Source organism: Bradyrhizobium sp. ORS 86 (assembly GCF_045571475.1).
Lineage (GTDB): Bacteria > Pseudomonadota > Alphaproteobacteria > Rhizobiales > Xanthobacteraceae > Bradyrhizobium.
In genome coordinates, this window is record NZ_CP120699.1 from 1,055,103 (window position 1) to 1,067,631 (window position 12,529).

A 12,529-nucleotide genomic window follows, 5' to 3' on the forward strand; every position below is an offset into this window, starting at 1 on the left:
TCAGCGCGCCTATCAACAGTCATCCTGAACCGGGCTAGCTTCGTTTAACCAAGCCGGCGGCGTACGTCGTCGCGGATCTGTTCGCGAAACGCCAGCCGTCGCGCCGGGCGGTCCTTCTCGGGGACGTCGTGGCGATTGAAGATGTCGAACTTCTCGAGGATCGGATAGCGCTCGCTCGCCATCGCCAGCACGCGCAGCAGCTCGGCGGCCTGCGGGCTCGGGCCACTGACCTCCCATCGGCGGATCGTGTCGGCGCCGCCGGCGCCCGGCAACCCGCACAGCTTCGCCATGTCGGTCGCCGTGAGCTTTCGTCCGATCGCCTCGCCGAGATCTTCGCGCAGTTTCTTGAGTTCGGGGCCGGTCAATTTGGTTCCGCTCCGGGGCAATGAAGTGCGAAGTGAGTCATGTGCGCTACGATGCTGTCAACGATTCGATCCGGCATTTATCTCGCCGCAATTCGTCACGGGCGCGGCGTTGCGTTGTCCTGAGATGGGGCCGCTTGTGGGGACGCCGCCGAAAATCTTCCGTTCCAGGTAACCTTTCTGCTCTCCGGCCGAACCTTCCTTAGGCGGCCGCTTCGGTGCGCCGCAAGCAACCTTGCATCGGCTCGCAAAGCAACCCGGAGGAACCCATATGTCCAATCGCACGCTATCGGCACTTGTTACCGGCGCCTTCGTCACGGCCATCGCATCGCTCACCGTCACACCTGCCACCGCACAAGGTGGCATGGAAAAAATGGGGAAGGGCGACATGGAGAAAATGATGAAGGAAAAACAGGCCGAGACCGCCAAGGCGGTGAAGTCCGGCAAGATGGAGAAGTGCTACGGCGTGGCGCTGAAGGGGCAGAACGACTGTTATGCGGGGCCCGGTACGACCTGCGCGGGCACCAGCACGGTGAACTACCAGGGCAATGCATTCAAGCTCGAGCCGAAGGGCACTTGCACAACCGTTCAGACACCGAGCGGACCGGGAAGCCTGACCCCGAAGAAGGCGTGAGACGTTGGCTGGGGCGGACGACGCTGTCGCCCGCCCCCTCTCCATCTGGAGGTCCGCCGTGTCGTTACCATCGTCAAGCACCCCTGACCGCATCCCGGCGCGCGGCGGCGTCGGGCTGAAGGCAGAGCACTACCGCACGATCGTCGAGCAGCGACCTGACATCGGATTCTTCGAGGTCCACGCGGAAAACTACATGGGTGCGGGCGGCCCGCCACACCGTTATCTGTCGGCCATTCGCGAGCGATATCCGCTCTCGCTGCACGGCGTCGGGCTTTCGATCGGCGCCGATCGGCCGCTTGATCAAGAGCATCTCGAGCGTCTCAGGCGGCTGATCAGGTGCTACGCGCCCGGATTATTCTCCGAACACCTGGCCTGGTCATCACATGGCGGCGCGTTTCTCAACGATCTGCTGCCCGTCCCTTATACCGGTCAAGCGCTGGCCCGCGTCGCCGAGCACATCGATCAGGTCCAGGATGCCCTTGGCCGGCAGATGCTTCTGGAAAATCCATCGACATATCTTGCCTTCGCCGAGAGCACCTATTCGGAGCTCGATTTCATCGCAGAGGTGGTGCGGCGCACCGGCTGCGGCCTGCTGCTCGACGTCAACAATGTCTACGTCGCCTCGACCAATCAGCAGTGCGATCCGTTCGGCTATATCGACGCTTATCCGCTCGCCCATGTCCACGAAGTTCATCTCGCCGGCCACACGCAGGATGCCGATGACAAGGGCCGGCCGCTCCTGATCGATACTCATAATCGCCCGGTCGACGACATGGTCTGGGATCTCTATGCCTATGCTGTCGCGCGGACGGGACCGATTGCAACGCTGATCGAGCGGGATGCGGACGTGCCGCCGTGGCCCGTACTTAAGGACGAAGCCGATCGCGCCGAAACGATCATGGTCGCAGCACAAACAAAGGCCGTCGGTCATGCGGCCGCTCGCTGAACGACAGGCCGCCTTCGCGGCGGCTCTGCTGAACGCTGCGCTGCCGACTCCCCATGGTTTGGTCGGTCCGGATGGCGAGCCGGACCCCAAGCGCTTTGCTGTCTATCGCAACAATGTTGTGGCCGGCCTGATCGAGGCACTCAAGGATGGCTTCCCAGCGGTGCGCCGACTGGTCGGCGACGATTTCTTTTGCGCGATGGCGCGGGCTCACGTCGCAGTCGAGCCGCCGCGCTCGCCGATCCTGCTCGAATATGGCGCAGGATTTGCGGAATTCATCCGGACCTTCGAACCGGCCGCCGCGCTGCCCTATCTCGCCGACGTTGCGTGCATTGAGCGGGCCTGGACGGAGGCCTATCACGCACCCGAAGCTTCGCCGATTGACCCTGAGGCGTTCACAACGATTGCGTCCGATCAGCTTCCGGCGATTCGGCTCGCGCTGCATCCCTCGTTGCGCCTCGTCCGCTCGCAATTCCCGGCGCTGACGATCTGGCGGATGAATGTCGGCGATGGCATTCCGGCTTCGGTCGATCTCGCGGCCGGCGGCGAGGACGTGCTGATCGTTCGACCGTTCGCCGACGTCGAGGTTCGGTCAATTCCGCGCGGCAGCCTCGAATTCATTCAGGCCTTGGCTGACCAGGAGCCGGTTGTCGCGGCCCTGCAAGCAGGCCTCATCGCCGATCCCGGTTTTGACTTGGCGGCCAACCTGTCTGATCTGATGCGGGCAGGCGCCCTGGTTGGTTTCGACCTCGCTCCCGATCGAAGGTGGACATGACTGGCGCGGCGATCATTGCCAATTTCGACCATGCTGTGCGAGCGATCGCGGGATACCTGGCCCGCGTCGCGCTGGTCGTCGCGCCTCCAGTGCTGCGGGTCGCGCTTGCCGTGCCCTTCTTCAAATCCGGGCTCACCAAATGGGCCGGCTTCCTCTCCCTTTCGCCGGCCGCGGAATATCTCTTCGAGGACGAATTCAAGCTCCACATCTTCGGTCAAGCCTACGACTTTCCAGCGCCGGCCGTGTTCGCCTATGTCGACGGTATTGCTGAGATCGTGCTCCCCGTATTGCTGGTGGTTGGTCTTGCGACCCGCTTCTCCGCACTCGGGCTTTTCGTCATGACCGGCGTCATCCAGCTCGTGGTGCCGGAGGGCTGGGCAAACTTTCACCTGCCCTGGGCGGGGCTCGCACTCGCCATCATCGCGCTCGGCCCAGGGACGCTGTCCCTTGACCATTGGCTCGATAGACGATGGGCAAAGCGGGGAGGCGCACGTGACGTCGCATGATCCCCGCGGCGGCGGACCATCGCTTCGACTGGTCGGGAAGGACGATGACGGCCGCCAAACGGCGCCGGTCGCAAGAGATGTCGATTGGTCGATCCTGATGGCACATGCTCAGGATGGTGACCGAGCCGCCTATCACCGGCTGCTGCAGGAGATCACACCCTACCTGCGCTCGCTTGCGGCGCGACGACACCGGGACCCCAGCGACGTCGAGGATGCCGTCCAGGACGTGCTGCTGACCGTGCATTCGATCCGGCAGACCTACGACCCTGCTCGGCCGTTTGCACCATGGCTTGTCGCGATCGCCAACCGGCGCTTCGTCGACCGGCTGCGCCGCCAGAGCCGGCGGCGCGAGCGAGAGGTCGCCTTGACCCCCGAGCATGAAGCCTTTTGCGAGCCGCAAACGAACCTCGAGGCGGGCCGGGACCGTCAGGAGCTCGAAGGCATCGTCGACAATCTTCCTCCTGCGCAGCGACACGCCATCCGGTTGCTCAAGCTCAGGGAGATGTCTTTAAGGGAGGCTGCGGTCGTGAGCGGCATGTCCGTCACGTCGCTCAAGGTGAACGCGCACCGCGCCCTTAAGAAACTCAAGAAGCTGCTGGTCGATCGGAGCGAGCCGTGATCAAGACATCCGATCTCATTGCTTCGCTTGCCGCGAACGCCGCCCCGGTCCGGCGGTTGCGACCGCCTGTGATGCGGGCGGCCTGCTGGCTCGTGCTTGCCGTCACGGTGCTGGCGCTCCTCGCCGTCAATCAAGGCATCCGCCCCGATCTGGTTCAGAAGCTGCATCAGCCGGCTTTTGCTGTGTGCTTGGCGGCCTCGGCCTTGACCGGCGTGCTCGGTGCTGTCGCCGCCTTCCTTGTCAGTCTGCCCGATCGATCGCGCCTCTGGCTCCTTCTGCCGCTCCCGGCGCTGGTGCTGTGGCTATCGAATATCGGCTATCAGTGCCTGGCAGAGTGGGTCTCGATCGGCCCCGACGGCATGAGTTTGGGCGAAACTGCACGATGCTTTGCGACTCTGGTGCTGACCAGTTTGCCTTTGTCACTCGCCATGCTGGTCATGCTGCGTTATGCCGCGCCGCTCCGCCCGACCGCAGCAACCATGATGGGTAGTCTCGCCGTGGCGGCGATCACGGCAACGGCGCTGTCGCTGTTTCACGTGATCGACGCGAGCGTGATGGTCCTGATGTGGAATCTGGGGACGGCGATCGTGTTTGTCGGGCTGTCAGGCGCCTTCGGCCGGAGCATCTTCCGCTGGGTCGCGCCACGCACGCTCTACCCGCGGGATTGACCCGGCGCATCGGCGAATAGCAGCCAGGATCGAGAAAAGACTGGTGCTGCCAGACAGGATTGAACTGTCGACCTCTCCATTACCAATGGAGTGCTCTACCACTGAGCTACGGCAGCATGCCCGGGAAATAGAATCGGCCCGAAGGGCCCGTCCAAGCGGGCGGTTCTTGCCACAGGCCTTCCGTTGGCGCAAGCGAAAGAGCGTCCAGGAAACCGGCGAACGCGACCGGAATTGGCATTTCGTGCCGCGATCCACTGCAATCTGGGCGATTTCCCGCCGATTTGGTTCCCAATTCCCCGGCCTGGCCGTTCCATGCCAACTGAGGTCGAAATCGTACCCCTACCCGGCCGGGTGGGTGCGTGGCGTCCACGCATCGTCTATCGTGGATGATGGAAGGCATTAGCGACGAGCGTTCAGGGAATGACAGGTGATCAGGACAAGGGCCGCGGACACGCCGGACCCCGCGTGAAGGTGTCCCGACAGGACCGGTTGAAGCTGGCGCTGCGCGAAAATCTGAAACGGCGGAAATCGCAGGCGCGTGGCCGGGACGAGGCCGCGCCTTCTGAAGCCGCGGATGGTTCCTTGGAGCATGATCCGGAAAAGTTGGAACCGGTTTTCCGAAAAGATCATGCTCAAACGGAGCGATGAGATCATGATGCGATTCAACCTCATCGCATCATGATCGAGATGACGCGAGCGGGCCGAAGCACTGGCCGCTGCGTGAATTGGTTTGGGGAAGCGGGTGGCGGATATGGCTGCGGACGAGACGACGATCGATCGACTGAACGCCACGACTTACGCCTTTCCACGTCATGAGCAGACCTTTCCGACGCTGACGCCGCACGAGATCGAGCGCATGCGCCGCTTCGGCGAGCCACGCTCCTACAAGGACGGCGAGGCGCTGTTCGAGACCGGCAAGCCGGGGCCTGGCATGTTCGTAGTGCTGTCGGGGGTGGTCGCGATCACCCAGCGCGACGGTCTCGGCCATGTCACGCCGATCATCGACCAGGGCGAGGGTCAATTCCTTGCCGAGATCGGCCAGCTCTCAGGGCGCGCCGCGCTGGTCGACGGTCATGCCGATGGTGATGTCGAGACCTTGCTGCTTCCCCCGGACAAATTGCGTGCGCTGCTGGTTGCCCAGGCCGATCTCGGCGAGCGGATCATGCGCGCGCTGATCCTGCGCCGGGTCAGCCTGATCCAAGGCGGCGCCGGGGGGCCGGTGCTGATCGGGCCGGCATCGGTTGGCAACATGGCGAGGCTGCAGAACTTCCTGTCGCGCAACGGCCAGCCGCATCACTTCCTCGATCCCGAGACCGATAAGGATGCCGCCGACCTCGTCGCGCGCTATTCGGCCTCCCGCGCCGATCTACCACTGGTGGTCTGCCCTGACGGCGCCGTGCTGCGCAATCCGTCAGAAACGGCGCTGGCGATGGCGCTCGGCATGATCGGCGGCCATACCCACGACAAGCTCTACGATGTGGCCGTGGTCGGCAGCGGCCCGGCGGGGCTTGCCACCGCGGTCTATGCGGCCTCCGAAGGACTGTCGGTCGCGGTGTTCGATTCGCGGGCCTTTGGCGGCCAGGCCGGCGCCAGTGCGCGCATCGAAAACTATCTGGGCTTCCCGACCGGGATCTCCGGTCAGGCCCTGGCCGGCCGCGCCTTCAACCAGGCGCAGAAATTCGGCGCGGAGATGCTGATCCCGGTCTCTGTCAGATCGCTCGACTGCTCGAAGGCGTCGGGCGCGTTCGCGCTCGCCACTGAATGCGGGCACACGCTGCGCGCCAAATCCATCGTGATCGCGAGCGGCGCGCGCTATCGGCGGCCGGCGATCGACAATCTCGATGCCTATGAGGGGCGCGGCGTCTGGTACTGGGCCTCGCCGATCGAGGCGCGGCTGTGCGCCAACCAGGAGGTCGCGCTGGTCGGCGGCGGCAACTCCGCGGGCCAGGCGGCGGTGTTTCTGTCGGCGCATGTCCGCAAGGTCCATATGATAATCCGCGGCGGCGGGCTCGGCGCCAGCATGTCGCGCTACCTGATCGAGCGCATCGAGGCGACGCCGAACATCGAACTGATGTTCAACACCGAGGTGATCGGGCTCGAGGGCGCCGAGACGCTGCAGCGTGTGCGCTGGCGCAGCCGGCTCGCACCCGACGAGTTCACACTCGACATCCGCAATCTCTTCCTGTTCGTCGGCGCTGATCCGGCCACCGGCTGGCTCGACGGCTGCGGCGTGCAGGTCGATCGCGGTGGCTTCGTGCTGACCGGCGTTCAGGACGGCGAGGGCGCGCGGTTCGTGCCGCAACTCGAAACCTCCGTGCCCGGCGTGTTCGCGGTCGGCGACGTCCGCTCCGGCTCGGTCAAGCGCGTCGGCGGCGCGATCGGCGAGGGCGCGCAGGTGGTCGCCGCCCTGCACGGCTATCTCGCCGACGAGGGCAGCCCGACGCTCTAGGGACGGCCGGTGCAACGCGCTGTTGCGGCGTCTCGCGCCTGAAAACCCGCCGGGAATCCGGTTCCGCCGCTGCGACATCATCCGGCTTTTTTGTCCTGGGCACCGGTACCTCCCGCGCCGGGAGTCATTATATCTCCCGTCATGTCGACGACGGCTCCGTTGAAACTGATCGCGCTTGACGCCGATGACCTTGCGGTCATCTCCGCCCATGTGCAGGACGCGCGCGTTCAGGCCTGCGACATCGTCTGGCGTCAGTGCGAGAAACGCCTGGTGGTCGGTCTCAACCGGCTGGACTGGGAGCAGACCCTGTCCGGCGGGCCCTGCTCGCGGCGGCTGATCGCCGCGTTGCGTTTCGACCGGGTGCTGGCCTGCAAGTCGCGCAATATCGACCATGAGGCGCCCGAGGCCACGCTGGAACTGCTTGGGATCGAATTTTGCGCCACCGACCCGCCGGGCGGCAGCGCGATCCTGATGTTCGGTCACGGTGCCGCGCTGCGGGTGGATGTCGAGTGCCTGGAGTGCGAATTGACCGATCTTGAGACCGACGATCTCGGGATGGCGCGGGGGTAATTCTTGGTCGTCCCGGCCTAGTGCGCAATTGCGCACTAGGCCGGGATGACGGCGGACTGTGTCCCTCCAAGGGTTGACGGCCATAATCCGCCGCGCCATTGAGCAGGGGACGTGATCCCTCGAGCCATCCTCAGAAAGCCGTCATGCCCGTTCGCCTGGACCGACAGAGCGCCGATTTCGACCAGCGATTCCGCGATTTCCTGGCCGCCAAGCGCGAGGTATCGGCCGATGTCGAGCGCGCCACACGCGCCATCGTCGACGACGTGGCGGCCCGTGGCGATGCCGCGCTGATCGAGGCCACAAAAAAATTCGACCGGCTCGAGCTTGATGCCTCCGGCCTGCGCGTCACCGCGGCCGAGATCGATGCCGCGGTGGAGGCCTGCGATTCCAAGACGGTCGAGGCGCTGAAATTCGCCCGCGACCGGATCGAGACCTTCCATCGCCGCCAGATGCCGAAGGACGAGCGCTTCACCGATGCCGAAGGCGTCGAGCTCGGCTGGCGCTGGAGCGCGGTCGATGCGGTCGGGCTCTACGTGCCCGGCGGCACCGCGGCCTATCCGTCCTCGGTGCTGATGAATGCGGTGCCGGCCAAGGTCGCCGGCGTGCCGCGGGTGGTGATGGTCGTGCCGGCGCCGGACGGCAGGCTGAACCCGCTGGTGCTCGCCGCCGCTCATCTTGGCGGCGTCTCCGAGATCTACCGCGTCGGCGGCGCGCAGGCGGTGGCCGCGCTCGCTTACGGCACCGCGACAATCGCACCGGTCGCCAAGATCGTCGGCCCGGGCAATGCCTATGTCGCAGCCGCCAAGCGGCTGGTATTCGGCAAGGTCGGCATCGACATGATCGCCGGCCCGTCCGAAGTGCTCGTCATCGCCGACGAGACCGGCAATGCCGACTGGATCGCGGCCGATCTGCTGGCCCAGGCCGAGCACGACGTCAGCGCGCAGTCGATCCTGATCACCGACAGCCCGCGGCTCGCCGCCGATGTCGAGCGCGCGGTCGAGAGCCAGCTCGCGACGCTGCCGCGTGCGGCGATCGCGCGTGCCTCGTGGAACGACTTCGGCGCGGTGATTCGGGTGGCGAAGCTCGACGACGCGATCGAGCTCGCCAACGCGATCGCAGCCGAGCATCTGGAGATCATGGCCGCGGACGCCGAGGGCCTGTCGCGGAAGGTCCGCAATGCCGGCGCGATCTTCCTGGGCGCGCACACCCCGGAGGCGATCGGCGATTATGTCGGCGGCTCCAACCATGTGCTGCCGACCGCGCGCTCGGCGCGGTTCTCCTCCGGCCTCGGGGTGCTTGACTTCATGAAGCGAACCTCGATCCTGAAGTGCGGGCCCGATCAGCTTCGTGCGCTCGGGCCCGCCGCGATGACGCTCGGCCAGGCCGAGGGTCTCGCGGCCCATTCACGCTCCGTCGGATTGCGCCTCAACCTCTCATGACCAAGTCACCAGCCGACGAGGATTCCAACAATCGCATCGTCGCGGTGACGCTCGACGAGGAATCGATCGGCCGTTCCGGGCCCGACATCGAGCACGAGCGCGCGATCGCGATTTACGACCTGATCGAGCAGAACCTGTTTGCGCCCGAAGGCACCGAGCCCGGCCCCTACACCCTGCACATCGCCATCACCGGCAACCGGCTGATGTTCGATATCCGGAAAGAGGACGGCACGCCGGTGGTGGCGCATCTATTGTCGCTGACACCGTTCCGTCGCGTCGTGAAAGACTACTTCATGATCTGCGACAGCTACTACCAGGCGATCCGCACCGCGACGCCGGACAAGATCGAGGCGATCGACATGGGCCGCCGCGGCATCCATGACGAGGGCTCGCGCACGCTGCAGGAGCGGCTCAAGGGCAAGGTGCGCGTCGATTTCGAGACCGCGCGGCGGCTGTTCACGCTGATCACTGTGCTGCACTGGAAGGGTGAGGGCGCGTGATGGCCAAGACAAAGCTTGACGGGGGCGCGCCCCGGTCGAAAAAAGCCTGATCGCATGGAAGCGCCGCGCGCGCGCAATCCGCAGGCCGTGCTGTTCGCATGCGGCCACAACGCCGTACGTTCGCCGATGGCCGAGAGCCTGCTGCAGCATATGTTTCCGCAGGGTCTCTACGTGCGCTCGGCCGGCGTGAAGAAGGGCGAGCTCGATCCGTTCGCGGTCGCCGTGATGGCCGAGCTCGGCCAGGACATCTCCGGCCACAAGCCCGTCACGTTCGAGGAACTCGAGGATTGGGAGGGGCTGAACTTCGACCTGATCATCACGCTGTCGCCGGAGGCGCACCACAAGGCGCTCGATCTCACCCGGACGCTCGCCGCCGACGTTGAATACTGGCCGACCCAGGATCCGACCGGCGCCAACGGCAACCGCGAGCAGAAGCTCGCCGCCTATCGCGAGGTCTGCGACGGCCTGTTGCTGCGCATCCGCCGCCGCTTTGCGCAAGCGGGGGCGGCAAGCGTGTAGTGACTTCGACCGCGGCGCGCGGCCGGCTTCTTCCTCTTCAAGGAAGAGGTGAAGCATGCTCCGGCTCGCAGAACCGCCCCTTGTCGCCAGACTGACAAACGGCTGTGCTTATGGGGCCTTGCCTTCAAGGGAAGCGCGATTCGCGGCCGGTTCCAAGGTTGTGCATCGATCCCCCATCCGATAGGTTCCGCGCGCGTTCGTCCCCCAATTCCAGCCCAAAAACCCGCATGCTTGGCCGTCCCAAATTCGTTCTTGCTTCCGGTTCGCCGCGGCGGCTGGCGCTGCTCAACCAGGCCGGGATCGAGCCCGATGCGCTGCGCCCGGCCGATGTCGATGAGACCCCGCGGCGGGGCGAGCTGCCGCGCGCCTGCGCCAACCGCCTGGCGCGCGCCAAGGCTGATGCGGCGCTGAAGTCGGTGCATCTCGATGATGATCTGCGCGGCTCCTTCATCATGGCCGCCGACACCGTGGTCGCGGTCGGCCGCCGCATCCTGCCCAAGGCCAATCTGGTCGACGAGGCCGCGCAGTGCCTGCGGCTGCTCTCCGGCCGCAACCACCGTGTCTACACGGCGATCTGTGTGGTGACGCCGAAGGAGGCGTTCCGCCAGCGGCTGGTCGAGACGCGCGTCCGCTTCAAGCGGCTCAGCGAGGACGACATCGAGGCCTATATCGGCTCCGGCGAATGGCGCGGCAAGGCCGGCGGCTATGCCGTGCAGGGCATCGCCGGATCCTTCGTGGTCAAGCTGGTCGGCTCCTATACGAATGTCGTCGGCCTGCCGCTCTACGAGACCGTGACGCTGCTCGGCGGCGAGGGCTTTCCGATCCGCTACGGCTGGCTCAATTCCGTCGCGGTCTGAGGCCTCCTGGCAAGGAACCTCGCGCCCTGCCGCGCCCTTGAGTCTCCAATTGGAGTAAGCTCGATCCCGCCATGGATGACCAAGCACAAAAAAACCCGGGCCCAACGCGACGCTGCCCGATCTGCGGCAAGCCTGCCGAGCAGGCCTTCCGCCCGTTCTGTTCCGCGCGCTGCCGCGACGTCGACCTGAACCGCTGGCTGAGCGGCACCTATGTCGTCCCCGGCCGCGAGGACGACGAGGAGGACCCGGAATAGCCCCGATTTCCCAACAAGTTGGGGAAACGTTTGATCCTGGGCAGCGCCCGGCGAAGCCTTTGGCGAAGCCGGGTGGACACGGCGCTTCGACCTCTCTATAAACCGCCCGCTCGCTTCGGCCTTTTCGGCCCAAGCCGGGTATGCCCAGGTAGCTCAGTTGGTAGAGCATGCGACTGAAAATCGCAGTGTCGGTGGTTCGATCCCGCCCCTGGGCACCATACGCCTTCCCACGCCGGAGCTTGATCCAATACGATTGCGTGCTCGATGATCGGCGCGAGGGGCGTTCGCGGAATTCTCTTCCCAGACCTCGCCAAGCTCACCTGCGTTCCAATCCAGCAGTTCTTCTGGCCAGGCTCGCCTCTCGCGCCTAGTTCGCGATGAGGCTCTGGAAGGCGAGCGGCTTGATTGAGATCGAGCCGATAAACGGCCGGTCGTGTGCCAGAATCACGAAGTAAGCGGCGGACGCTACCAGCACATATAGGTGCGTGGCTGTCACCTGCATGCGCAGCGAATGTGTATTGCAGATGGCGATCGCCGTCAGCGCCGATGTCGATATGATGACCATCGCGATCCATTGCGCCCAGGTAATGCCGGCATTCGATGCGGCGATACGCGCGATGCGCGCATTGCGAGCCACAAGAACCTGGTTCAGAAGCGCCGAGAATATTGGCTGCTGATCGAGCGAGGTCGGCTGGTGGGAAAGGAATTCGATCAGGGTGACCAGAATGCTCTCCGATGTGTTGAATACCGGATCCTCGAGAGTGCCGCCCTTCGCCATTTCGGGCCAATCGACCTTGATCACGCTCGTTACATAGTCGCGGATGTTGGTGCGAATCGCGGTTCGAACCTCGGCAGGAAGGCCCGCGGCGAGCACCGATGCATTTTCCAATGCATCCGCTTCTCGTTGCACCGTGTTGCGGGCGTTGAGTGCGTCGTTCCAAATACCGGCGGCAGAGAATGCCACGATGAGGGCAAAGATCGTGGTGCAGGCGCCGATGATCGAATCGCGGATCGGCAACATCTCGGTCGGTCCGAACCCGGCGAGGCGGACGAGCGTGCGGATTGCGCCGATGACCAGCCAGCAGACCGTAAGGCTGACGAGAAGGACCGCGACGAACATTTGCGGCAGCGGCAATTGATGAAAGAAAATGAACATGGCAGCGATTTTGCGTGGGTGAGGTTCGGGTGACGGGACCGGCTGGGAATTCGACCGCGCTGCGCGTTGTGGATGCCGAATGGACGAGGGACGTTCCTCGTCCGGTTTTGCACTCGCGTGATTAAGGATTCTTGTACGAATCGAGTTAACACTGTGCCGACGAGCGGTCGCGCCGTCGCCGCAGGACGGCGCAGGAATGTGTGGCGGGGGGCAATGTGGCTGCGAGGACGCGTGAGCATGGCATCGCCATGCTCACGATTGGAATGTTTCGTTCAGGA

16 protein-coding genes and 2 tRNA genes are annotated in these 12,529 nt (G+C 64.9%); 15 read left to right on the top strand and 3 right to left on the bottom strand.

Annotated elements, in window-relative coordinates; translation table 11 throughout:
- Positions 1-44: 44 nt before the first annotated feature.
- Entirely contained in the window at positions 45-365 is a 321-nt protein-coding gene (locus P6U25_RS04775; RefSeq protein ID WP_407150316.1) for a helix-turn-helix domain-containing protein, read from the bottom strand.
- A 268-nt stretch (positions 366-633) separates the two neighbouring features.
- Between P6U25_RS04775 and P6U25_RS04780 the strand changes: the two genes are divergently transcribed.
- The 6 genes from P6U25_RS04780 to P6U25_RS04805 all read left to right on the top strand — a co-directional run bounded on the left by P6U25_RS04780 (position 634) and on the right by P6U25_RS04805 (position 4,507).
- Positions 634-996 carry a DUF2282 domain-containing protein gene (locus P6U25_RS04780; RefSeq protein ID WP_407150317.1) on the top strand — a complete coding sequence of 121 codons (363 nt, stop codon included), beginning with the start codon at positions 634-636 and terminating at the stop codon, positions 994-996.
- Between the two features lie 58 nt (positions 997-1,054).
- Positions 1,055-1,942: a DUF692 domain-containing protein gene (locus P6U25_RS04785; RefSeq protein WP_407150318.1), complete on the top strand. Its 888-nt coding sequence runs from the start codon at positions 1,055-1,057 to the stop codon at positions 1,940-1,942.
- The gene (locus P6U25_RS04790) at positions 1,926-2,714 is read left to right on the top strand and encodes a DUF2063 domain-containing protein (RefSeq protein WP_407150319.1); all 789 of its coding nucleotides are present in this window, start codon (positions 1,926-1,928) and stop codon (positions 2,712-2,714) included. The genes P6U25_RS04785 and P6U25_RS04790 overlap by 17 nt, the downstream gene beginning before the upstream one ends.
- Complete coding sequence (locus tag P6U25_RS04795; protein WP_407150320.1) at positions 2,711-3,220, top strand: DoxX family protein; 510 nt, start codon at positions 2,711-2,713, stop codon at positions 3,218-3,220. The genes P6U25_RS04790 and P6U25_RS04795 overlap by 4 nt, the downstream gene beginning before the upstream one ends.
- Positions 3,221-3,317: 97 nt before the next feature.
- Entirely contained in the window at positions 3,318-3,839 is a 522-nt protein-coding gene (locus tag P6U25_RS04800; RefSeq protein WP_407150321.1) for a sigma-70 family RNA polymerase sigma factor, read from the top strand.
- Positions 3,836-4,507, top strand: a complete 672-nt coding sequence (locus P6U25_RS04805; protein WP_407150322.1) for an NrsF family protein — start codon at positions 3,836-3,838, stop codon at positions 4,505-4,507. The genes P6U25_RS04800 and P6U25_RS04805 overlap by 4 nt, the downstream gene beginning before the upstream one ends.
- Before the next feature lie 41 nt (positions 4,508-4,548).
- On the opposite strand, the gene P6U25_RS04810 is transcribed toward P6U25_RS04805, so the two are convergent.
- A tRNA-Thr gene (locus P6U25_RS04810) sits at positions 4,549-4,623 on the bottom strand.
- A 304-nt stretch (positions 4,624-4,927) separates the two neighbouring features.
- On the opposite strand from P6U25_RS04810, the gene P6U25_RS04815 reads away from it, so the two are divergent.
- The 9 genes from P6U25_RS04815 to P6U25_RS04855 all read left to right on the top strand — a co-directional run bounded on the left by P6U25_RS04815 (position 4,928) and on the right by P6U25_RS04855 (position 11,313).
- Positions 4,928-5,155, top strand: a complete 228-nt coding sequence (locus tag P6U25_RS04815; RefSeq protein WP_407150323.1) for a hypothetical protein — start codon at positions 4,928-4,930, stop codon at positions 5,153-5,155.
- Between the two features lie 103 nt (positions 5,156-5,258).
- Positions 5,259-6,956 (top strand): FAD-dependent oxidoreductase, encoded by a 1,698-nt coding sequence (locus tag P6U25_RS04820; RefSeq protein WP_407150324.1) that lies wholly within the window; start codon positions 5,259-5,261, stop codon positions 6,954-6,956.
- 141 nt (positions 6,957-7,097) lie between these two features.
- Positions 7,098-7,526, top strand: coding sequence for a DUF2948 family protein (locus P6U25_RS04825; protein ID WP_407150325.1), 429 nt, complete (start codon positions 7,098-7,100; stop codon positions 7,524-7,526).
- Between the two features lie 143 nt (positions 7,527-7,669).
- Positions 7,670-8,965: a histidinol dehydrogenase gene (hisD, locus tag P6U25_RS04830; RefSeq protein ID WP_407150326.1), complete on the top strand. Its 1,296-nt coding sequence runs from the start codon at positions 7,670-7,672 to the stop codon at positions 8,963-8,965.
- Entirely contained in the window at positions 8,962-9,465 is a 504-nt protein-coding gene (locus P6U25_RS04835) for a UPF0262 family protein (protein WP_407150327.1), read from the top strand. The genes hisD and P6U25_RS04835 overlap by 4 nt, the downstream gene beginning before the upstream one ends.
- Positions 9,466-9,519: 54 nt before the next feature.
- Entirely contained in the window at positions 9,520-9,984 is a 465-nt protein-coding gene (locus P6U25_RS04840; RefSeq protein ID WP_407150328.1) for a low molecular weight phosphatase family protein, read from the top strand.
- Positions 9,985-10,211: 227 nt separating this feature from the next.
- Complete coding sequence (locus P6U25_RS04845) at positions 10,212-10,841, top strand: Maf-like protein (protein ID WP_407150329.1); 630 nt, start codon at positions 10,212-10,214, stop codon at positions 10,839-10,841.
- A 71-nt stretch (positions 10,842-10,912) separates the two neighbouring features.
- A complete protein-coding gene (gene yacG, locus P6U25_RS04850) occupies positions 10,913-11,095 on the top strand; it encodes a DNA gyrase inhibitor YacG (protein ID WP_407150330.1) in 183 nt (60 codons plus the stop codon).
- A 142-nt stretch (positions 11,096-11,237) separates the two neighbouring features.
- A tRNA-Phe gene (locus P6U25_RS04855) sits at positions 11,238-11,313 on the top strand.
- A gap of 149 nt (positions 11,314-11,462) precedes the next feature.
- Here P6U25_RS04855 and P6U25_RS04860 read toward each other — a convergent pair.
- A complete protein-coding gene (locus P6U25_RS04860) occupies positions 11,463-12,251 on the bottom strand; it encodes a hypothetical protein (RefSeq protein ID WP_407150331.1) in 789 nt (262 codons plus the stop codon).
- Positions 12,252-12,529: the final 278 nt, after the last annotated feature.